At 53.8% G+C, this 20397-nt stretch carries 18 protein-coding genes; 10 read left to right on the top strand and 8 right to left on the bottom strand.

The window, feature by feature from the left end:
* Nucleotides 1–568 precede the first annotated feature (568 nt).
* Nucleotides 569–3001 carry a hypothetical protein gene (locus G491_RS0102865; RefSeq protein ID WP_028313511.1) on the top strand — a complete coding sequence of 811 codons (2433 nt, stop codon included), beginning with the start codon at nt 569–571 and terminating at the stop codon, nt 2999–3001.
* Nucleotides 2998–4230, top strand: a complete 1233-nt coding sequence (locus G491_RS0102860) for an AAA family ATPase (protein ID WP_028313510.1) — start codon at nt 2998–3000, stop codon at nt 4228–4230. The genes G491_RS0102865 and G491_RS0102860 overlap by 4 nt, the downstream gene beginning before the upstream one ends.
* Nucleotides 4231–4285: 55 nt before the next feature.
* On the opposite strand, the gene G491_RS0102855 is transcribed toward G491_RS0102860, so the two are convergent.
* Together G491_RS0102855 and G491_RS0102850 are read right to left on the bottom strand one after the other, a co-directional pair.
* Nucleotides 4286–4894, bottom strand: a complete 609-nt coding sequence (locus tag G491_RS0102855) for a hypothetical protein (RefSeq protein ID WP_028313509.1) — start codon at nt 4892–4894, stop codon at nt 4286–4288.
* 61 nt (nt 4895–4955) lie between these two features.
* On the bottom strand, nt 4956–6692 hold the full coding sequence (locus G491_RS0102850; RefSeq protein ID WP_028313508.1) for an aldehyde ferredoxin oxidoreductase family protein: 1737 nt from the start codon (nt 6690–6692) through the stop codon (nt 4956–4958).
* 484 nt (nt 6693–7176) lie between these two features.
* Here G491_RS0102850 and G491_RS0102845 point away from each other — a divergent pair, with 484 nt between their 5' ends.
* The 8 genes from G491_RS0102845 (at nt 7177) to G491_RS0102805 (ending at nt 14979) form a co-directional block, all read left to right on the top strand.
* Nucleotides 7177–7755 (top strand): TetR/AcrR family transcriptional regulator, encoded by a 579-nt coding sequence (locus G491_RS0102845; protein WP_028313507.1) that lies wholly within the window; start codon nt 7177–7179, stop codon nt 7753–7755.
* 1 nt (nt 7756) lies between these two features.
* Complete coding sequence (locus G491_RS0102840) at nt 7757–9067, top strand: 4Fe-4S binding protein (RefSeq protein WP_028313506.1); 1311 nt, start codon at nt 7757–7759, stop codon at nt 9065–9067.
* A 187-nt stretch (nt 9068–9254) separates the two neighbouring features.
* Nucleotides 9255–10739 carry an ATP-binding protein gene (locus G491_RS0102830; RefSeq protein WP_028313505.1) on the top strand — a complete coding sequence of 495 codons (1485 nt, stop codon included), beginning with the start codon at nt 9255–9257 and terminating at the stop codon, nt 10737–10739.
* Between the two features lie 9 nt (nt 10740–10748).
* Nucleotides 10749–12263: an ATP-binding response regulator gene (locus G491_RS0102825; RefSeq protein ID WP_028313504.1), complete on the top strand. Its 1515-nt coding sequence runs from the start codon at nt 10749–10751 to the stop codon at nt 12261–12263.
* Nucleotides 12239–12883 carry an HAD-IB family phosphatase gene (locus G491_RS0102820; protein WP_015947185.1) on the top strand — a complete coding sequence of 215 codons (645 nt, stop codon included), beginning with the start codon at nt 12239–12241 and terminating at the stop codon, nt 12881–12883. The genes G491_RS0102825 and G491_RS0102820 overlap by 25 nt, the downstream gene beginning before the upstream one ends.
* A 7-nt stretch (nt 12884–12890) precedes the next feature.
* Nucleotides 12891–13541 carry a metallophosphoesterase family protein gene (locus tag G491_RS0102815; RefSeq protein ID WP_015947184.1) on the top strand — a complete coding sequence of 217 codons (651 nt, stop codon included), beginning with the start codon at nt 12891–12893 and terminating at the stop codon, nt 13539–13541.
* Between the two features lie 124 nt (nt 13542–13665).
* Nucleotides 13666–13923, top strand: coding sequence for a DUF6812 domain-containing protein (locus tag G491_RS0102810; RefSeq protein ID WP_015947183.1), 258 nt, complete (start codon nt 13666–13668; stop codon nt 13921–13923).
* 63 nt (nt 13924–13986) lie between these two features.
* Entirely contained in the window at nt 13987–14979 is a 993-nt protein-coding gene (locus G491_RS0102805; protein ID WP_028313502.1) for a hypothetical protein, read from the top strand.
* A gap of 502 nt (nt 14980–15481) precedes the next feature.
* On the opposite strand, the gene pyrB is transcribed toward G491_RS0102805, so the two are convergent.
* The 6 genes from pyrB to G491_RS0102775 form a co-directional block, all read right to left on the bottom strand.
* Entirely contained in the window at nt 15482–16555 is a 1074-nt protein-coding gene (gene pyrB / locus G491_RS29175) for an aspartate carbamoyltransferase (RefSeq protein WP_015947181.1), read from the bottom strand.
* A gap of 110 nt (nt 16556–16665) precedes the next feature.
* Entirely contained in the window at nt 16666–17118 is a 453-nt protein-coding gene (locus G491_RS0102795) for a cohesin domain-containing protein (protein WP_168161180.1), read from the bottom strand.
* 100 nt (nt 17119–17218) lie between these two features.
* On the bottom strand, nt 17219–18277 hold the full coding sequence (locus tag G491_RS35260; RefSeq protein ID WP_015947179.1) for a histidinol phosphate phosphatase domain-containing protein: 1059 nt from the start codon (nt 18275–18277) through the stop codon (nt 17219–17221).
* Nucleotides 18278–18283: 6 nt separating this feature from the next.
* On the bottom strand, nt 18284–18778 hold the full coding sequence (locus G491_RS0102785; protein WP_015947178.1) for a bifunctional nuclease family protein: 495 nt from the start codon (nt 18776–18778) through the stop codon (nt 18284–18286).
* Nucleotides 18768–20153 carry a tRNA (N6-isopentenyl adenosine(37)-C2)-methylthiotransferase MiaB gene (miaB, locus tag G491_RS0102780; protein ID WP_028313501.1) on the bottom strand — a complete coding sequence of 462 codons (1386 nt, stop codon included), beginning with the start codon at nt 20151–20153 and terminating at the stop codon, nt 18768–18770. Before miaB ends, G491_RS0102785 begins: the two co-directional genes overlap by 11 nt.
* The gene (locus G491_RS0102775; RefSeq protein ID WP_226992352.1) at nt 20150–20368 is read right to left on the bottom strand and encodes a DUF4911 domain-containing protein; all 219 of its coding nucleotides are present in this window, start codon (nt 20366–20368) and stop codon (nt 20150–20152) included. The genes miaB and G491_RS0102775 overlap by 4 nt, the downstream gene beginning before the upstream one ends.
* Nucleotides 20369–20397 lie beyond the last annotated feature (29 nt).

The following is a 20397-nucleotide window of genomic DNA, read 5'->3' as shown; positions in this document are numbered from 1 at the left end:
AAGGTTTTTTTTCTTGAATTGTATAGAGGTGAGGTGTAAAATAATGGGCTGAAGCGTGGGCTTGCGCTTGCTCGACATCTTTCTGCGATCCTTCTTCCAAGGCAAAGGCCCGTTAAAGTTTTTGAAAAGTGCTTCCGAAAAATTACAGTGAGGTGCTTCCAAGCTCTCCTTTAATATAAATCGGACAAGAGACCGAGGAGTCAAAACCATGCCGAATAGATCTCGCCAAAATGATGAAGCAAACGCTTGGACGGATGTTTCAGCGTATTCCAGACTGCGTACGAGCGAAAGCAGATCGGCGGTATTTGCACAAAACTTCTTTTTTTGCCCGGATGACGGGCGAATTTTCCGGGAGCACTATACTGAAGCCCCGGACCCATATTCAATCATGCCAGTAGGATTGATTGAATGGCTTAGGTCTCGATAGTCTTTTTTCCCGCCTCATATTAGCCCCGTACATTTTGTTGCCGGATAGCTGCGCTCCAACAGCGCTGCGGTGCGGTTGAAATCGTTTCAGTTTGTGCATTTGGTCTCTTCTGTTCACAGTCCTCAAGGAAAGAAGGAAGATATGACCCAATTCCCCGCGCAATCGGAAAAAGTTATCAGTATAGACCCCATTCGCATTTCCTTGTATCGAATGCATCCCAAGCACGAGGAATCCGTCCTTAAGCGATTTGAAACAAAATTGAATGGTAACTTCGTGGCATTTAAAGGCCTAGGGCACTTTGACGTCATTGTCGTATATAGAGTTGCTCACCATGAAAACGATAGCTTGTTGTTTTCCGGCACAATCGATGGGATCCGTTCCTTCTCCAACATTGACTGCGTGTACTTGGGAAGCAACGGAGAGGAAAATATCATTGAAACCTTGGAAAAAAGGAGGGTTATTGCACTTAATCTGATTGCCCTTCATTCCGATGCCATTAAAAATTACGGAGGCATTTACAGCAATCTTTTCCAAGACGGTTCAAAGAGTATGTTTTATTTGAACTCCTTGACCTGGGGAGAGCAGGTCATCATCCTTGCTGACGAAAACATGGGGTCTCTTGCCGAAAAGATTGAAGAAAAGGTTCTATTTCATACATCTAAATTTATTGATATTCATACCGTACTGGGAGTTAACCTCGATGAGGTAGCCAAAATTGACGGGGACACATCCGACTGGGAAGAGAACATTCAAGAAAACGTGAGCCTGAAATGGCTCATCGATTTGGAGTGCAAGGCGGACGCGGAGAAAGTCTTTCATAAATCACTTGAGGCGCAAGCAAGGAGTACTTCCTCGGCTTTCAGCTTTTCCGGTCCAAAACGCTCCTTTGCCAGGCGCACCTTGGTTTATGACTTGAATGCTGCGACTTGGGGCCAGGCCATAAAGGGCATCCGGAAGGTTCGTCAAGAGGCGGCAGAATATTTTTCCTCCACCAAGCTCCTTGTCCGGGCAAACGGTGAAATGAAAGCATGCAGCAGCGGGCCGACTCCAGAAGGAAGATTTGAACCGGAACGCCCTAAAAGGATAAAAATTACCGGCTCGCAATGTAAGGAGATCAAGGAAAACATGGGGCTAAATGTCGGGCGTCAAGTGATCCAGGCGGCTTATTCTGTGCTGGATACGGCCTGGGACTCCCCATCTGACTACGCTGTGAGCAGCCTGATGCCTGCAGTGAAAAAACTTTTACAGGAAACAACCCAAAAAACCCATACAACCAACTATGCCGCTGAAAGCATACCCCGGCTGGATGAGGATCAGCGCAAGTTGCCCCGTCTTACTGAAGCAGAAAGGTTAATGTCAGCAACCAGGCAACGAATGGCCGGAATGCCGATTACCCGGGAGTTCAGCCGGGTGCCTTTTGAGTTGCCGCCCCCCGGACCGAGACTATACTATGAGGCCGCCGAGCACGTGGCCGATTGCTTTCTGCGCTGCGTCAATAAAACTACTGACTCCTCTAAAAAGATCGGTCCCCCTGATAGCGAAGCCTCCTCAGGTGAAAATTACTCTCCGTATGTATTAATTGATACTGTGGATAGTCCTCAATTTAGCGGCTTGGCTATCGCCCTGCCATACAGGCAGTTGCTGGTCCCCCATATGTATGAGGCCATTACGCACGAGTGCCTCCATTTCCATGTCGGTGAAACGGAGAACTGGAAAAGGATTCTTGGTTCACAGGAGTTCAAGGATTTTTACAGGAAAGGCCGCATATCATCCTTCCGGGGCCAGACGGAGAGTGAACGCTTGCGGCAACTGCTTGTCGAGGACATTGCAGTGGAAAGCCTTGATTTTGTTTTTTCATATCTGGAAAATCTTGCCATGTACGTTAACGAAGAGTGGTCGTTCTTTTACAAATTGTTTGATCAGTCTATTGGAACAGTGATTTTACCCAAAACCCTGCTGCCTTATATTCTGCGAACGCTTTCCGTCTCAATTCAACACGAAGCCCGGAAAATGCAAAAAAATTCCAGGAAAGCATCTTTGGTTTTGTGCCTTAAAGGAATCATTGCCAATAAGCACCAATTGCGGAGCCTGATAAAGCAACATATTGAAAACATCAAAGATATATTTAGCGGCGATGAAAAGCTAAAAATAATTAATAATCTTCCTCCAAGTATAGTTGTTGATCTTCAGCACGATATCGAAAGACTGGAATCCTTGTTATGCGCAATATTTAACGAAGTAAATGGTCTCAAAGAGGAAAAAATGGAAGTCCTCCAAGGTATGAGAGATTTTACAGAAATGGATGTTAAGGGAATTATTACGGCGATAATGAATAGAAGAATTGTGTCTGAGAGCATTCAGTTCCCACACATAGTGGTAAATAATCTTTCGTATTGGATAAATACAATGGAGAGCAAACATAGTGATGATGGCCTCCCTGATCCAATGGATGATTATGGAAACAACTCAAAGGAAACTGAAGCCAGAGCCAAGGCGCTTGTCATGAGCCTGTGGAACTCCTTTCAACTAAGCCAATGCAACCGCGCTGGAAGCGAAAAAGAGAAGCCAAAATGACAACCAATATCAGTGCAGAAAAATTATGCCTTTCTGACGGGCGTTTTGGATTAGGCGGCTATATTGCGCTATCCCAGGAGAGGCAGGAGGATCTTCTTGGCCTGTCAGACATGATTCGCGCTTACATAAAAAATGAAAACGCCCCAAGACCCATGAATATTTTGCTGGAAGCGCACCCGGGAGCAGGAAAATCCTATCTGGTGAAGGAGCTTTGCCAATTGGTTAAAAAAACGGTGGAGCCCAAGCAGGTGGATTTTTTAACCTTCAATCTTACCGCCATGGAAAGTTTTCGGGATTTGGCGCCATGCTTCCGGAAAATCCAAAATTGCCACCTGACAAAAACTTTTCCCGTTGTGCTCTTTGACGAAGTGGACACTCAATTCCCCCAGAACCGACACAGCTACTCTTCCTTTCTGGCGCCCATGTACGACGGCAAGGTTTACGAAGGTGGGGAGTCCTTTAACATCGGAAGGGCGGTTTTCTTTTTTGCGGCCAGTAAAGCGCTGCTGTCAAAAAGCACTTGGGAGTCGTTGTCCTGCGAGTCTGCCAAAGACGGTTGTCCCAAGGAGCCGGATCCTAATCAAGATGAGAAATCCCCCCCCCATAAAGATTCCTCCAGCAATCTTGTCCAAGATGGTCGTCCCCAGGAGTCGAGCCAGCTGAATGATGAATCCTATCCACAATGGATTAAAAACCGGATGGATGAAATGAGGGATGTTATTGAACATTTAAGAAACCCGGGTTCCAAACCTCCGGACAAATTTTTGGATTTCCTTGATCGGATGGATAGGATAGTATTCCTTCCGCCATTAAAGATTATGCCGGAAAAAAATGTAATATCCAGCCAGTACGTTAACGGCACTACGGATAATGCAGGCACTAAAAATGAGCCGGATGAACCATTATGGCTAACCGAACTTTATCTCATTATTATCTCCATGATTTTTCAACGATTTCCAAATGATTTAGTAACCTATGTTGAGGAAAAGGTGCTCACAATTTTGACGTCAGCACTTATGGAAAGTCCAAGCCGGCGAAAGCCGGATTCCTTTGTCCGAAATTCTTATCCTCCTGTTGACGGAATTTTCCGCGTGGAAAATCTTCCCCCTCATTGCCGCGATGAATTAAGAGATATCTTTGAAAAGATTGAAACTATGGAAGAAAATGGGGATTTAAAAAATGATCTGATACCGGTTAAAAAAAATCGCTACGGCGCAGAAGATGATTGACGCGCGCGTTTATAATATTATTTCTGACCAAAATCTAGGAAGATAGCGGCCGCAATCAATCCATAAACACAATACTGCCCATAACCCCCTGCGGGGCCGACGCCATCATTTGAAAAAAGTCTTCCCGTGAGATCTCCCATCCATCCAATTCGCCTTTTATAAATCCTGGCTCAAAGCCTTTGGCTAACTCCCCAAGCTCATGGGCTTCCAAAACCACTCCGTTTTGCAATAAGGACGGCCCGGCCTGGGACAGCAGCAGGTTGAACAGTTTGACGGTGATGAAAAAGGCGCCTTGGGCGTCCTTGGTTTCGTGGGCCTGGAATGTGATGTGCCTGCGCATGGACGCGTAGTAGCCGCCCCGGCGCATGACCGCTCCCAGGGCGCCGGGCATGGCGGCGGAAAGCGCCATTTCCATATCCGGGGCGAGGATGGCGGCTTTAATGTCGTCCACGGGATGGCCGTCCACAAAGACCGTCTGAATTTTTTCCAGGAGGTTGATGTCCGAAGCTCCGGGCAGAGCCAGGAGGAACTCTTCCACGCTGACGGGCTTGGGGCATTGAACCAGGCAGCCTTTTTGGAGCATGGGGAAGAATCCGGACAGAACTTTGCGTTCCAGGGTCAGGTTCAGCCGGGGGAGCGGTTTGTTGGCTTCTAAGATCGTCACGAGCTGTTTCCATAAAAAAAAGGCGCCTCCCCTTGGGAGAGGCGCCGGGGTTATTTCAAATTTAGAAGTTGAAGACCGAGTCCAACTCGGCGTCCGTCACCTGGAAGGTGATGTTGTGCGGCGCCAGAGGCAGCTTTTTAAAGTACTTGGGCAGCCGGTCGTCCAAGTTGGTGAAGCCGGCGGCCTTGTTGAATTCCCGCTCGTTCCTGAGAATTTGCATGCCGAATTCCGCCCAGTCGTCCGCGGTCCACGAATAGCCGTAATGGGCGTTGATCATGTCCAGCAGGGCCTGGAAGGTTTCCGGCTGATCCATGATGGCGAAGGCGATGAACAGGCACATGCCCGAGGCGTCGATGGACGCCGTGGCGATCTGCAGGTTGCGGGAAAGCTCCACATTGCCTTCGGGCTTGAGCGGATCCACGTCGCCGCCGACCTTCATGAGGTTGGTGGCCACGGCGTAGCCCGCGGTGTGGTCTCCGCCCTGGGTGCTGGTGGCGTAGGTCACGCCGATGCCCTGGACGGCCCTGGGGTCGTAGGCGGGCAGGGACTGGTTTTTGACCACCGGCACGTTTTCCACGCCGAACATCTTGCCAACTGCGCCGGCGCCGTTGCCGATAATGCGGCCCAAAGCCGTGCCTTTGGCCACTTCGTCCATGAGCTTGAGCGCCGCTTGGCCGTCGCCGAATTCGGCCAGGCCTGCGTCCATGGCCACAGCAATGGCGTTGCCCATTTCAATGGTGTCCAGGCCCAGGTCGTCGTCAATGCGGTCCAACTGAGCGATGACGTCCAGGTCGTCGATGCCGCAATTGGCGCCGTGCGCCCAAACGGTTTCGTACTCAGGCTGCTTGGTGAGCCATTTTCCGTCAGGCCCGGTGTAGTCGCCTGAGCAGCGGATCACGCAGCCCTTGTGGCAGCCGCGCGTGACCACGCCGCCGCGGGCGGCGGTTTGTTCGGCCATGGTCTCGCCGCTGATCTTGGAGGCGCCTTCAAAACGGCCGGTCTTGAAGTTTCTAGTGGGAAAGCCGCCGGCCTCGTTCACCACGTTCACCAGAACGTTGGTGCCGAAAGCCGGAAGGCCTTGGCTGGTGACGGGATGGGAGTTCAGGCCCGCCACAAAGCGTTTGTTGGCGTCCTTGAAGGCCTCCACGTCCTTGGCCTGACGGCGGGGCATGCCTTCGTCATCCAGGACGATCAATTTGACGCCCTTGGCGCCCATGACGGCGCCCACGCCCCCGCGGCCCGCATGGCGGGTGGGCCGCATTTCCATGTCGGAAAAAGCCACGGACGCGGCGCCCATCTTCATTTCGCCGGCCGGGCCGATGGAGATGGTGGCCACCTTGTCGCCGTACTCGGCCTTCACCTTCTCCACAACCGCATAGTTGCCCAATCCGGCCAGGGATTTGTCCTCAGAGATGGAAACGCCGTCCTTGTTGATTACGATCTTGTAGCAGGAGCCGTCAGCCGGCTTGCCTTCCAGAATGATGGCTGCGTAGCCCAGCCTCGCCAGCACCTGGGCCGCCTGGCCGCCGGAGTTGGCCTCCTTGATGCCGCCGGTCAACGGGCTTTTGCATCCCACGGAAATACGGCCGGTCTGCGCGCCCAATGTCCCGCTCAACATGCCGGGAGCAATGACGAACTTGTTTTCTTCCCCCAAGGGATGGCAGTCCGCAGGCACTTCCTTAAGCACTACCGCCGAAGTCATGGCGCGGCCGCCCAGGCCTTCGTAGTCGCCCAGAGGGCCTTCAATGAGTTTGGGGCCGCCTTCGGCGCCCATGTTGATTCGTAAGATTTTGTCCATACTTTGCTCCTTTCTTGGATACCGGGATTCAGCAAACACGAGCCCCGTACGAAAAATAGTTATCTTCCGCCATTTTGGTAAAAACCGAAGTTTTCTCTATGCTGAAAATTATCCAGGAGCACTGATGGAATAACGAGGATTGAGCGTTGGGCGATTTAGACATAACGGCTTCAGCCTCCTGAACCTTGCCGACGCTGTCAAGGTTCAGGCAGGCCTATGATAGCGCCTGGCAATAAATCCCTCTCCACTCTAAAAATACTATGAACCGGAGAAAACTTAAGGTCAAGCGAAATCCGTCATTCAAACCCAAAATGATGAAGAGTCGCGAAAAATTACAAGGGGAATCCCTTTGAAAAAGAGGATGAGCCAAAAGAAATGCTCGGAACCGGACAAAGTTTACCGGTTGTTAAAAAATTGTTGACAGTATATATAACGCCTGTTATGTATCGACCAGGCGTGGAAAATTTCAACCAAAAGGCTTGCTATGCCGCCCAAGTCAAAGTTCACTAAAATACAGATCCTGAACGCCGCCTTTGAGGTGGTCAGAAGCAAGGGCATGGAGTCCCTGTCCACCCGGGTGGTGGCCAAAAGGCTCCGGTGCTCCACCATGCCGGTGCACACCTGCCTGAAATCCAGGAAGGATCTGGAGGACGCCATTGCAGCCAGGGCTTTGGAAATTCTGTTGAAATACGAGTCCACGCCAAGGACGGGAGACGTCTTCATCGACATGGGGCTGGGTTACGTGCTTTTCGCAAGGGACGAAAAGCATTTGTTCCGGTGCATCTGCTGTGAGGAAAACGCGGGCCTGCTCAAGCAGTTCATGGAAAAAAACCTGTCAGCCTTGGTGGGGAAGCTGGCGGCGTATCCGCTGGTTCAGGGGCTGCATGCAGAGGAAGTGAGAAAGTTCGTTCACCAGGGATGGGTGTACGCCCACGGCCTTGCACATCTGGTGAACGCCGGCGTGTATCCGGATCCCCGGGACGAGGACGTCCAGGATCTTATGGAATACACGGGCCGGAAGTACATCACGGGCTTTGACGCCCTGAGGAGCGGGAGGGAGTAACATGGGGCATTTGGCGGTTAAGGATTTGTACGAGCAGCTCGGCGAGAAAATGGACAGCCTGTGGGTGCGGGTTCCTCAGAACCAGGCGCTCATGAGCGTGTTGAAAAAATTGTATACCGAGGAGGAGGCGGAGATCATCGTCAAGATGCCGTACTCCTTCGCGGACGTCCATCGCATCGCAAAATGCACGGGCTACGAACCGGCCCGTGTTGAAAGGGTGATCGAGTCCATGGCCGACAAGGGCTTGGTCATCGACATCCACGCCAACGGGCGGTATTACTACATGCCTTCGCCCATGATCATCGGACTGTTTGAGTTCACCATGATGCGGGTCAACGACGATCTGGACTTCAAAACGGTCTCCAAATACCTGCACGATTACATGATGGGCGACGACCTGTTCTTTTTCTCCAATTTTCATTCCGACTCCCAGGTTTCCCTCATGCGGACCATGCCGCACGAAGAGGCTTTGTCCGATCAGGCCTACACGGAAATTCTGGATTATGAAAAAGCCTCCGCCCTGGTCAAGGAGCAGGATTATTGCGGCATCGGCGTGTGTTCATGCCGCCACAAGACCCATCATTTGAACAAAAAGGAGTGCGACCACCCCTTGGAGTTGTGCCTTTCCTTCAGTGTGGGCGCAAGGTACGCGGTGCGACACGGTCTGGCCAGGGAAGCCAGTCACGGGGAGATTTTGGATCTGCTCGCCCAGTCCGTGGAAAGAGGGCTGGTGCTCAATTCCGACAACGTACAGCGCCGGCCCCGGTTCATCTGCCAGTGCTGCGCCTGTTGCTGCACCATGCTGAACGGCATCAGCACCTACGGATATCCCAACACCCTGGTGACCTCGTCCTGCATCGCCGAGGTGGACGACGACGCGTGCGTGGGCTGCGGTAAATGCGCCGACGCCTGCCCCATCAACGCCATATCTTTGGCGCCTGTCAAAGGCCAAGGCAAAAAAAAGAAAAAGCCCATCATAGACGAGGACATCTGCCTGGGCTGCGGCGTCTGCGCCCTGTCCTGCAAGCCCGGGGCCCTGAAGCTGGAAAAACGCAAGCAGCGGGTGATTCATCCGGAAACCACTTTCGAGCGGGTGATCCTCCAAACTCTGGATAAGGGTACGGCCCAGTTTCAGTTGTTCGACGATCCCACAAAAATCACCCATCGGGCCATGCGGGGCATCCTGGGCGGATTTTTACGCATGCCCGCTGTCAAGCGCGCCCTTTTGAGCGAGGCCCTGCAATCGCGGTTTCTCTCCGCCGTCAAGGTCGGGGCCACCGCCATGGGCAAAGGGTGGCTCATGAAGGTGTGATGCCTGGCGAAAGGCGGAATCTGTGGGGAGGTAAGTTCATCCTCATCATTGTCGGAGGGCTCGTTTTTCCCATTAATTCCGCCTTTGTGCTTGCTCCCAAAGCCCCCTGATGGTAACACTATAAATAAGTTCCTGGATCCTAATTTCGGCCGCATATAATTCGGAAATACCATTCAGGGGGAAAACCATGCAGAGATCGGACGAAGAAGTACGCGCCCTGCTAGCCGGGGTGGACGCCTTTTCACGCAAACTGGTGGTTATCTCACCGGACTACATCATCCTGGGCGCCAACAAGTTCGTCCAGGACCGCTTTGACGAGTCGCTCATAGGCAAGCATTGCTATCAAATTTTGCACAATAATGATTCCCCCTGCGACCAATGCCCGGCCAAGCTGGTTTTTAGCTCCGGAAACGCAGCTTCCGTTTCCGGCGATGAGTTTGTGGGGCCGGACATCGACTCCTGCCTGCGGGCTTTGCCCATTCAGCCAGCTGGAGAGATTCAGGCCGCCCTGGTTTTGGACCTGGACGTGCCTGCTCTTGGAGGGCTGGAGGCCCAGTTGCAGCGCACCAACGCCTTTTTACACAACCTCATCAATAGTTCCGTGGATGGGGTTATCGCCGCGGATAAAACCGGCAGGATCATAGTGTTTAATCAGGCAGCCTCGGACATTTCCGGGTTCGACCGGAATTACGCCCTGTATGAAATGGACATCCGGGACGTCTACCCGGGCGACGGCGCCAAGAACATCATGGCCAAGCTGCGTTCCGAAGAATACGGGGGCAAGGGCAAGCTCAAATCCTATCCCGTGGACGTGGTGTCCAAGAACGGCGATCTGGTGCCCATTCGCTTGAACGCCTCCATTATTTACGAAAACGAACGCGAAGTGGCCACCATCGGCTTTTTCCACGACATGCGCCAGGCCCTGGAGATCCGGCAGGAACTGCACAAAACCCAGGTGCAGCTTTTGCAAGCCGAAAAAATGGCGTCCCTTGGCAAGCTGGCCGCCGGGGTGGCCCATCAGTTGAACAACCCATTGGGGGGCATCATCCTGTTCGCCCAGTTGATTCTGGAGGAATACGAACTGCCGGAAGGCGCGGTGGCGGACTTAAAGCGCATCCTGGACGACGCCCAGCGTTCCCGGGACATTGTCAAGGAGTTGCTGGAGTTCGCACGCCAGACACGCCAGGAAGTCCGTCCTCACGACCTGAACCGGGCCATATCCCGGACCCTGTTTTTGCTGGAAAATCAGTCTGTCTTCCAGAACATCATTATTGTTAAGAACCTGGCGGAGGACCTGCCGCCGGTTCCCGCGGACATTCAGCAGCTTAACCACGTGTTTATGAACATCATTTTAAACGCGGCCGAGGCTATGGAGGGAAGGGGCGAGTTGCGGGTCACCTCTTACCTCATTCCCGGGAGGAAGATCGCAGCCATTGAAATTTCCGACACCGGCCCCGGCATACCCAAGGACGTCCTGCCCCATGTTTTCGAGCCCTTTTACACCACCAAGGAGCAAGGCAAAGGCACGGGTTTAGGACTTTCTCTGGTGTATGGAATCGTTGAAAGCCATCACGGCAGGATTATGGCCTCTAACAATCATGACGGGGGCGCGGTTTTTAGAATCGAACTGCCCCTGGAGTTTGACTCGGACCAAGACGGCGCGGATGAATAAGGTTAGCCTATGAAAAACAGTCAGGAAATCATGCAGATTCTGGTCGTTGACGATGAGAAGGACATTCGGGACGGGTGCGAACGCATCCTCATCCGCATGGATTGCGAGGTGCGAAAGGCCTCCCGCGGCGAGGAGGCCCTGGACCTGATGGAGACGTGGCGGCCTTCCATCGTTTTTTTGGACCTGAAAATGCCGGGAATTGACGGCATGGAGGTCCTGCGCCGCATTCACGAAAAGGATACGGACATCCTGGTCATTGTGATTACCGGCTACGCCACGGTGGAGACCGCCATTGAAGCCATGAAGCAAGGGGCTTACGACTTTATACCCAAGCCCTTTGAACCCGCCCAGTTACGGATTGTGGCCGGCAGAGCCATTGAAAAGCTGCGCCTTCGCCAGGAGACCCTGGAACTGGAGGCCAAACGCCAGCGGACCCTGGCCGATCTCGGCAAGGAGCAAAGCCGCGTCCGCACCATCATCGAAGCCCTGCCAAACGGAATGGTGGTCACCAACCAGGAAGGCCAGGTGGTTCTTATGAACCCGGCGTTTTTGCGCCACCTGGGCCTGCCTCCCGACACTGAGCCCGGCAAATCCATGAACGAATATGTTCCGGATGACGGCGTGGTCAATTTGGCCATGGAAATTTCCCAGGGGAAATTTTCGGACGCGGATCAGGCGCCCGCCGTGGAATTCGCCCTGTCCGAGGATAAATATCTTTTAGCGCGCGGCAGACCCGTGTTAAGTGAAGACGGGGAATGTCTGGGCGCCGTGGTGGTTTTGAACGACGTCACGGCCATGAAAATGCTGGATCGCTTGAAGTCCGAGTTTGTGGCCAAGGTGTCCCATGAGCTTCGGTCCCCCCTGGCGACCATCAGGGAGCAATTGGCCCTGGTCATTCAGGGCGTGGTTGATGAAGCCACGGAGCAGGAGCAATATCTGTTGTCCCGGGCCAAGGACAAAACCCAGTCCCTGATTGACCTCATAGGCGATTTGCTGGACGTGTCCCGGATCGAGTGCGGCAACGTGGCCCAGCAGCAGGTTCCTTTACAGGTGGAGGAGCTGCTTTCCAGCATTGTGGACTTTATGCAGGCCAAGGCAAAGGCCAAAAATCAGGAATTGGGAGTTACGCTGCCGGCTTCCCCCCTGCCGAAGATGCGCGTGGACCCCATGGCCCTGGAAAGCGTTTTCGGCAACCTGGTCGCCAACGCCATCAATTACACTCCCGAGGGCGGCTCCGTCACCGTGGAGGTCGGGGGCGACGAAAAAGCCATCCAGGTGACTGTGGCGGATACGGGCTTTGGCATTGAAGAAAAACATTTGGCGAATATTTTCGACAAGTTTTACCGGGTCAAGAACGACAAGACCCGTTTTATCACCGGCACGGGATTGGGGCTGTCCATCGTCAAAGGAATTTTGGATTCCATGGGCGCGTCCATATCCGTGGAAAGCGAAGTAGGAAAGGGAAGCCGGTTCACCGTGCTTCTCCCATTGGAAGATCCATGCAACCAGAATACGACAATATAGTTTTTTGCGACTTTGACGGCACCATTACCGTCCAGGAAACCTTTTCCACCATGCTTATGGAGATGGTTCCGGATAAGGCCCGGCAGGTTTTGGAGCAGATTTACGCAGGCAAGGCCACTTTGGCTCAAGGGGTGCGCATGCTTGTGGAATCGCTTCCATCCAGCGCTTACGGGGATATCATCGAATTTTGCGAGGGTAAGGAAATCCGGCCGGGATTCGTGGAGTTTCTGGACTTTCTGGACAAACGCGGCGTCCCCTTCATCCTGGTTTCCGGCGGGCTGCATGTCATGGCCCAGGCCATTTTAGGCCCCTTGACGAAGCGGTTGACGGGTATTTATTCCTTGTCCCTGGACTTGGACGGCCCCAACATGAAGGTTCTGGCGGATTTTGAGGAGGGCGACGAGCTGATGGCCAAGGCCAAGGTGATGAGCATGTATAATTACAAGCACAGCATCGCCATAGGGGACGGAGTTACGGACCTGAATATGGGGCTGGCCGCCCAGACTGTTTTCGCCCGGGCGAGCCTCGCCAAATACATGGACAAACACAATCTGGAATATATTCCTTATCAGGATTTTTTTGAAATAAAGGACCATCTGGCGCAAATGTGGTCTAAATAGGAGATCCATGCTGATATACGCCGTGGCCGACATCCATGGGAACCCCGGCCATCTGGAAGCCATAAAGAAAATTGTGCAGCGGGAAAAGCCCGACGTCCTGATTGCCGCCGGAGATCTGGCCAGCCACATGGGCAAAGGCGCCCAGGACGTCATGCAGGCCTTGAGCGCCCTGGGGCTGCCTGTTTTTGTCATAAAAGGCAATACGGACGGTAAATCCATTCAAGAGCTTGCGGCAAAAACGCCCAGGGTGGAGGATTTGCACCTGAAAACCGCCATGCTGGAAGGCGCGACCTTCGTGGGCGCCGGGGGGACGGTTCCCATTCCGTTCCGCTCCAAGCTGGCCTTGTTTGAAAAAGGCGTTGTAAGCCGCCTGGATAATCTTCTGACGCCGGGTTGCGTCATGGTGGTGCATCCGCCTCCTTACGGCGTGACGGACAAGGTTCTGGGCAAGTTCAATGCAGGCTCAAAAAGCGTGGCTTCCCTGATTAAAAAACGCGAACCGGCGGTGTGCATTTGCGGGCACATCCACGAAAATGCCGGAACGGCCATGGCCGGAAAAACCCTGGTCGTCAACTGCGCAATGAGCCGTTCGTCGGCCGGCGCCCTTATACAATTGGCAAAAGGCAAAGCGCCTGAATGCCAAATGCTGGCGCCCTAGTGAAATTGCACACAGTTCAGGCATATTAACGGATAATCCGGGTTGACAGACCGGCCCTGCTTGTGGTCAAATCCAACTTAACGCTTCACACACCTAATCATGATATGCAATGGAGGTGATGATCGTGCCGCCGGAAAAGCTATATGAAAAAGCCAGGATGGATGTCTTTAAAAAGGACTACAGGCGTATCACGGTCCGGACGACTGACGGATCCACCCTCATGGGCGAGGTCAACATAGGCATTAAGGAAAGAGTCTCCGACCTTTTCACCAAGGGGGACAGCCAGTTTATCGTTCTCACCAATTGTGAGAATCGAGGATGCTCCGGCAAGGTCTTGTTCATCAACAAAAGCCACATTGTGTGGGCGGAGCCCGAAGATTAATCCCGGCCGCCCCTTTCCTTACATGACATACTTGCGTTCCCGGCGTTTGAGGATGCGTCTAAAATGCGATCCAGGAAGATCAGCTTTGTCGTTACTCTGGTGATCATCGCCTTGGCCTGGCTCAATTATTTCGAGCATGAAAAGCTGAGAGAAGCTCAAAGACAGGTCAAACTGTTATCCGCAAAAGTGCACCGTTTGGAAGCTTTGCTGGATGAAGCCCGTTTGCCCGTCATTCCCGACACAGTATCCCAGGAGAAAAGCCGCCTGAATCAGGGGCGGAATTACCAGGCGGCGGTGGAGGCCTTTGAAAAGCAGATTCAAGACCTTCCGGAAGCAGGAAGAGTTGAGCCTCCCGCCTTTCCTCCTCCCAATTCCGCCGAAGTCCAAGCCATACAAAAAATGAAGCAGGGAAGCATTTTGCGCACCCGTCACCGGGCGGCCTCCAATATGCTGGATAACGCCCTGGACGAACTCCTCGACCTTCCGCCGGAAACTGCAGAGCGATTCCGCGCACTCGTTATAGAAAGACAGGCCGCGGCCAACGAATATATCGTCCAACTCCTCTCCCGGGATTTGACGGAAGGCCAGCGGGCCGAACTGGCGGAGCAGGCCGCCGCGGTGGTCCAGCCCTTGGACGCCGCTATCGCCCAGACTTTGGGGGAGGAGCTGAATCAGGTCTATCAGGATTTTGAAGACGTTCGCATGGCCCGCATACAGCATCAACTGGCTGTGCTGGCCGAAAAGGACGCGGACGTCCCGCTCAACGCCGTGTACGAGGAGCAGTTGCTGGATCTGATGGTGCAGCAAATACAGGACTACCCGTCTTTGCAGTCCACGCGCACGCCCCAGGGCTTCGCCCGGGTGCTTCAGGACCCGGAAATAGCCTTTGAAAGAACCGAGGACCTGGCGACCTATCATCACGAAATCAGCCAGATGACGGACGGCCTTTTAAGCCCGGAGCAATCGGCCGTGTTGAACGCCAATTTGCAGTTACAAAGGGAAATGCAGGAGTCCGGCCTGGCGATTTTAACCCAGACCGTGCCTGGGACGGAGTAATCAAGCCCACCGCCGTCCCTATTGAAAATGCAAAACAACCCAGCCCGCATAATGCTTTTAAAGGCGTTTTTCGGGCTGTTTTTTTGGGCATCAATTGGGGCGACATTTTGTTGGGTCTGAAGTCCGCATGCATGATCGCTGGCTTTCAGCTTGAACGCCGGACTTCTTAACCCAACCCATGACTCTCCATGCCGCGCTGTTGGGTAGAGCCCCGCGAAACCCAACAAAATTCGCCTCGTTGCGCCCTTGCAACTTTGATTGCTTCTGAAATTGCAATCGCCTGAAGAACTCTCCGGCGCCCGGCAAGACCGTCATCCCCGCAAGGGCGATCCGTTTTTTCAGGATCGTCCGCAAGCGGGGACCCAGCGTCGTTTTTCACAGAGGCGCAATAATCCACTTCGTCTTTTGCTTCACTGCAACAAAAAAAAAGCCGGCGGGCGCAAAAAACGCCCATCGGCTTTATAATTCCTAATAGCAACCGCCCGGGGCGGCTTCAGCATTTTTAGTGGCTGTAATTTTCCGTATAATAGTGGTTGATCAGGCTGTCCGCGTTAAAAACATAAGCCACCAGGGCGGCCCGAATCCACATGCCGTTGCGCTCCTGCTTCCAGTAAGCGGCCCGGGGATCCTGGTCGATCCTCACGTCCAGCTCGTCGCGCCGGGGCAGGGGGTGCATGACGATCGCCGTTGGCTTCATCAGGTTCACCTGCTCCATGGTCAGGCAATAAGGTTCGTAATTGACTTCTTCCTCCACAATGCTTTCGTCTTTGTACTCGTCCTGAATGCGGGTGACGTAAATGGCGTCAATATCCTTGATAATGGTGTTCACGTCCTCGATTTCCTGGAACTTGGCGCCTCTGCGGTCCAGCCATTTTCTTAGATCTTCTTTGATTTTCAATTCCGGGGGAGACACAAAGGACATGTGGATGTTTTCGTACCGGGTGAGGAGTTTGGCCAAAGAGCGCACCGTGCGGCCTCGCGCCACGTCGCCCATAAAGGCGATGTGAATGCCGTTGATGCCGCCGGCCCTTTCCCCAAAGGAGCGGTTTAACGTATACAGATCCAAAAGCGCCTGGGTGGGATGCTCGTCAGGGCCCGCGCCCGCGCTGATGACCGGGATGGGCCTGCCCGTTTCGTTCATGAGATAGGCCACCCTTTCGGCGAATCCCCCCTCGGCGTGGCGCATGATGATCAGGTCGAAATAATTGGAAAAGGTGCGCACGCCGTCAATATCGCTCTCCCCTTTGAACGAGGACGAAATGCTGGGGTCCCGGACTTCGGCGTAGTTCATGCCCAAAAACTGGCACGCCCGCACAAAGGACAAATAGGTTCTTGTGGAAGGCTGGGTGAAATACAGCATGGCCGACTTGTGGGCCAGAAGATTGCCCAGGAAGTCCTGTCCTTCGCGGGATTTCGCGATCTTGCGCAGTTTGGTGGCCACGCCAAACAACAAATCCAGGGTTTTTTTGCCGAATTGTTCGGCGAATATAATGTGGAAAAGTTTTTCGTTTCTCATGAGCAGCGTGAGTTTTTCGCGCGCGGGGAGCTTGGTCAACTTCTCGTAGGGGTAGGGCATACTAATCCTCCTGGATAACATGACAAGGTCATGAACCGCGTCAGCCAAAAGTTAGGCGTTGGTCAAAACGGCTATGGGTAACACGCTTTTTCTCGGCTTGTCAAAATATTTCAGGAGGCGTTCGGCATTTTTTCCGGCGGGGCCGGCGAGGCAGTGGCCTCCTTGGATGGAACGACTACAACATCTTGAGATTTCAGTGAAAATTCCAGATCCTTGAGCTTGTCGCTCATGAGTTGAGCCTCTGTAATTTTCAGGTTGGAGATACAGGATTCCTGGGCGCAGGGCTTGGCCAGAAAGTCCAGGGTGACTATGGGAAAATTTTCGCCTTTGATGCCTCGGGCGCCGGCCATGACCACCACCACCCGGCCCGGCGTCTTGCTGTTGACCACATGCATCAGGCTGCCGGCTTTGGGGCCTTTGACGGCGTTCTTGAATTCCAGCACGTTAGCGTCGTACAGGACCACCAGTTTCACCCCGGCCAGGTTGTCCACCGCGTCAATCATAATCGGTACGGAGATTGTTTCGCCTGACTTGGCTTCGGCTTGGGCGATGCTCACTTCCACGGCATGTCCCAAACCCGCAAGGCAGATTAAACAGCAAGCCAGTGCACTAAACGTTTTGATGAAAAAAAACGGCCTCAAATGTCCTCCCCGGCGTTTGCAATCAGTCGATGAGCCCGAATTGCCTCACCCGTTCCAAAAGTTCGTCCACTCTGACGGGTTTGGTGACATATGCATCGCACTGATCCCTGAACGCCCCCTCAATATCTTTTCTTTCCGAAAGGGTGGTGGTCATAATAATCTTGGTTCTGTTTTCGGGCTCGATATCTCTATCTTCTTCCAAGAAGCGAATCTGGGCCAGGGCGGACCTCCCGTCCACGTCCGGCATCATCACATCCAGGGTAATCATGTCAAAGGGCCTGTTTTCCGCCAGGGCCTGGCGAAAAGCGTCTATGGCTTCGCGGCCGTTGGCGGCGGTCAGGCATTCCCCATGGGCGCCCAAAGCGCGGCATAACACCATGCGGCTCATGGCGTCGTCATCCACAACAAGCATTCTCAACGAAGCGCTTGTTTCCTGCGTTTGATTGGGGAGAAAAGCCCGGGCCTCCTTTTGCATGGCCTGAAAATCCTCGCGTGTCAAGCCGGCGCCTAAAACCACCTTTTCCGCCCATTCCGGACTCATGAGGTCGCCGGGCGCGTGGGAGTCGGAGTTCACCACAAGGCGGGCGCCGACTTTTTTCGCCATGCGCGCCACATGCCCGTTGGTCAGGCTATGGCCCTTGCGTCCGGTGATTTCCAAAAGCACCCCTTTATCCGCAGCCAGAGCCGCCTCTGCTTCGGTGATCTGACCGGGGTGGGCCAGCACGTCCACGCAGGCCTCGATGGCCGCCTGATTGGTTCCGGGGCATACGGGCTCCACGATGGTTTCTCCGTGAACCACCACAATTTGCGCTCCCAAGTCCCTGGCCTTGGCGGCCGCGTCAGCAATGATGGACGGTGGCACATGGGTCAGTTCAATGCCGGGAATCACGGTGAAAGGCATGGCCGCGTTCAACTCCTGGGCCACCGTAACCAGCCTGGGGATGATGAAGTCCAGGTTGGAATGATCCCCGTGGTCCGTCATGGCCATGGCCGTCAGGCCCGCCACCTGGGCGCGGCGCGCCAGTTCCGCGGGAATGAGGACGCCGTCCGAAAAAATCGTATGGGTATGCAGATCAATCATGGGGAATCACATTTTATATTTCCCGAAATCCTCGGGGTTGAGTTTTTCCAGGTATTCGGCCCACTTTTTACCCTCTTCGCTTTCGTCTTCCGCAACGGCCGGGCCCGATGTCGATGATTTGGCGATGACCTCGTCTTCGGCGAAAATGGGCGACTTGGTCCGAAGGGCGATGGCTATGGCGTCGCTGGGCCTGGCGTCCAGGGAGAACTCACCTTCTTCCCCCTTGAAGAAAATTCTGGCGAAAAAGGTGCTTTCCTGGAGGTCGCACACCTCCACCTTATCTACGCTAATGGCCAGAGTGTCCACGAAATTCTTGAACAGGTCGTGCGTCATGGGCCTGCTGAACTCCACGTTTTGCAGGGCCATGGCAATGGAAGCCGCCTCCAGCAGCCCGATCCAGATGGGTAGGGTTTGCTCGCCGTCCAGGGATTTCAACACCAAAATCGGAGTGTTGTTGGAAGGGTCCAGGGCAAGTCCAGCTACCTCCATTTCATGCAGCATGGCTTTCCTCCGTTGGGGGCTTGGGGCAGTCTCCGTCCTCTGTCCATAACTTTCCTGACAAGGAATTAGAATACCCGTTTTCTATTAAAACGTCCACCTGTTTTCCCACAAGATCCCCGCTGGCGGGGGCCAGAAAATTGACCGTAACGTGGCCTCCGGTCCTGCCTCGCCATTGCTCCGGGTTCTGAACGCTTCTTCCTTCCACCAAAACCTGCTGTTTGGAGCCCACCATGGCGGCGTGCTTGGCCCGGGTTATTTCCTCCGAAACCTTCAGCACCTGGGTCAGACGGCGGCTTTTCACCTCTTCGCTCAGTTTGTCGGGAAATTTGACGGCGGGCGCCGAGGGGCGGTCCGAATACATGAATGCAAACAGGGAATCGTAATCCGCCCGGCGGATAAGATCCATGGTGTCCTGGAAATCCTCTTCGGTTTCCGATGGAAACCCCGCAATGATGTCCGTGGTCAGCCGGATTTCCGGGCAGGCTTCCCTCAAAGCGCGCACCTTGCCCAAATAGTCCTCCCGGGTATAGCCGCGGTTCATTTTCTTAAGAATGCGGTTGGATCCGGACTGGACAGGCAAATGGATATGCTTGCACAACTTGGGAAGCTCCGCAAAGGCCTGTATTAATTCCTGCGATAAATCCTTGGGATGGGAGGTGGTGAACCGAATCCGCTCCACGCCTTCAGCCTCATGAACCAAACGCAGCAGACCCGCAAAGGAGCCGAAGCCTTCCTTGTTTCCGTAGGAATTGACGTTTTGGCCCAAAAGGGTGATTTCCTTAACGCCCTTGGCGGCCAGATTTTCCACCTCGGCCAGGATGGCCTGGCTGTCCCGGCTCATCTCCCTGCCCCGAACGTGGGGCACCACGCAATAAGTGCAATAGTTGTCGCAGCCGGACATGATGGTTACAAAGGCGGAAACGCCGCTTTCCTCCGGACCGGCTTTGTCCAGGTGAGGCTGTTTGATTTCTTCAAAGAAATCCAGAAATTCCGTGGCCGCAACATGCCGCTTTCCCTGCTCCGCCTGGGCGACGATTTCAGGGAGCCGGTTGATGGCATGGGGGCCGAATACAAAATCCACGTGGGGCGCCCGGTCGAAAATTTTTTTGGCCTCCTGTTGGGCCACGCAGCCGCCCACGCCAATAAGCAGGTCCGGGTTGTTCCCTTTCAGGCCCGTTAGCCTTCCCAGGTAGCTGAAAACTTTCTGTTCCGCCTTGGCGCGAATGGCGCAGGTGTTTAACAGCAGGCAATCCGCGTCCTTTTTATGGGCCGTCAGTTCGTATCCCATGGGCGCCAAAACCCGGGCCATGGCCTCCGAGTCGTAGACGTTCATTTGGCATCCCATTGTTTTGATATATAATTTCTTTGGTTTCAAGGCGTCTGCTCTCTGTCTTCCAGCTTATCCAAAAACATGGACCTGCCCAGGGAATTCATGATCTCCTCCGCTTCCTCCTCCCTGTCCGGCGGCACGGACAGAGAAATTAGCCCGGATTTAACGTCGATGGTGGAAACCACAGCCACGTGATCGCAGGCTTCCATGATAAAGCGGATAAAGTGAATCTCCCGAGGATCCACGCGATATTTATGCAAGTTGCATTCCATACGATACGAGGGCCGAA

The sequence above is a fragment of the Desulfatibacillum aliphaticivorans DSM 15576 genome, from assembly GCF_000429905.1.
GTDB lineage: Bacteria > Desulfobacterota > Desulfobacteria > Desulfobacterales > Desulfatibacillaceae > Desulfatibacillum > Desulfatibacillum aliphaticivorans.
The sequence above is the reverse complement of the archived record's forward strand: the minus strand, read 5'-3'. Positions and strand labels throughout refer to the sequence as shown.

Bases quoted from the DNA above. Each gene is read 5' to 3' on its own strand.
- G491_RS0102865 (WP_028313511.1), top strand. From the start codon at position 569: ATGACCCAATTCCCCGCGCAATCGGAAAAAGTTATCAGTATAGACCCC.
- G491_RS0102860 (WP_028313510.1), top strand. From the start codon at position 2,998: ATGACAACCAATATCAGTGCAGAAAAATTATGCCTTTCTGACGGGCGT.
- G491_RS0102850 (WP_028313508.1), bottom strand. From the start codon at position 6,692: ATGGACAAAATCTTACGAATCAACATGGGCGCCGAAGGCGGCCCCAAA.
- G491_RS0102845 (WP_028313507.1), top strand. From the start codon at position 7,177: ATGCCGCCCAAGTCAAAGTTCACTAAAATACAGATCCTGAACGCCGCC.
- G491_RS0102840 (WP_028313506.1), top strand. From the start codon at position 7,757: ATGGGGCATTTGGCGGTTAAGGATTTGTACGAGCAGCTCGGCGAGAAA.
- G491_RS0102830 (WP_028313505.1), top strand. From the start codon at position 9,255: ATGCAGAGATCGGACGAAGAAGTACGCGCCCTGCTAGCCGGGGTGGAC.
- G491_RS0102825 (WP_028313504.1), top strand. From the start codon at position 10,749: ATGAAAAACAGTCAGGAAATCATGCAGATTCTGGTCGTTGACGATGAG.
- G491_RS0102820 (WP_015947185.1), top strand. From the start codon at position 12,239: ATGCAACCAGAATACGACAATATAGTTTTTTGCGACTTTGACGGCACC.
- G491_RS0102815 (WP_015947184.1), top strand. From the start codon at position 12,891: ATGCTGATATACGCCGTGGCCGACATCCATGGGAACCCCGGCCATCTG.
- G491_RS0102805 (WP_028313502.1), top strand. From the start codon at position 13,987: ATGCGATCCAGGAAGATCAGCTTTGTCGTTACTCTGGTGATCATCGCC.
- pyrB (WP_015947181.1), bottom strand. From the start codon at position 16,555: ATGCCCTACCCCTACGAGAAGTTGACCAAGCTCCCCGCGCGCGAAAAA.
- G491_RS35260 (WP_015947179.1), bottom strand. From the start codon at position 18,277: ATGATTGATCTGCATACCCATACGATTTTTTCGGACGGCGTCCTCATT.
- G491_RS0102785 (WP_015947178.1), bottom strand. From the start codon at position 18,778: ATGCTGCATGAAATGGAGGTAGCTGGACTTGCCCTGGACCCTTCCAAC.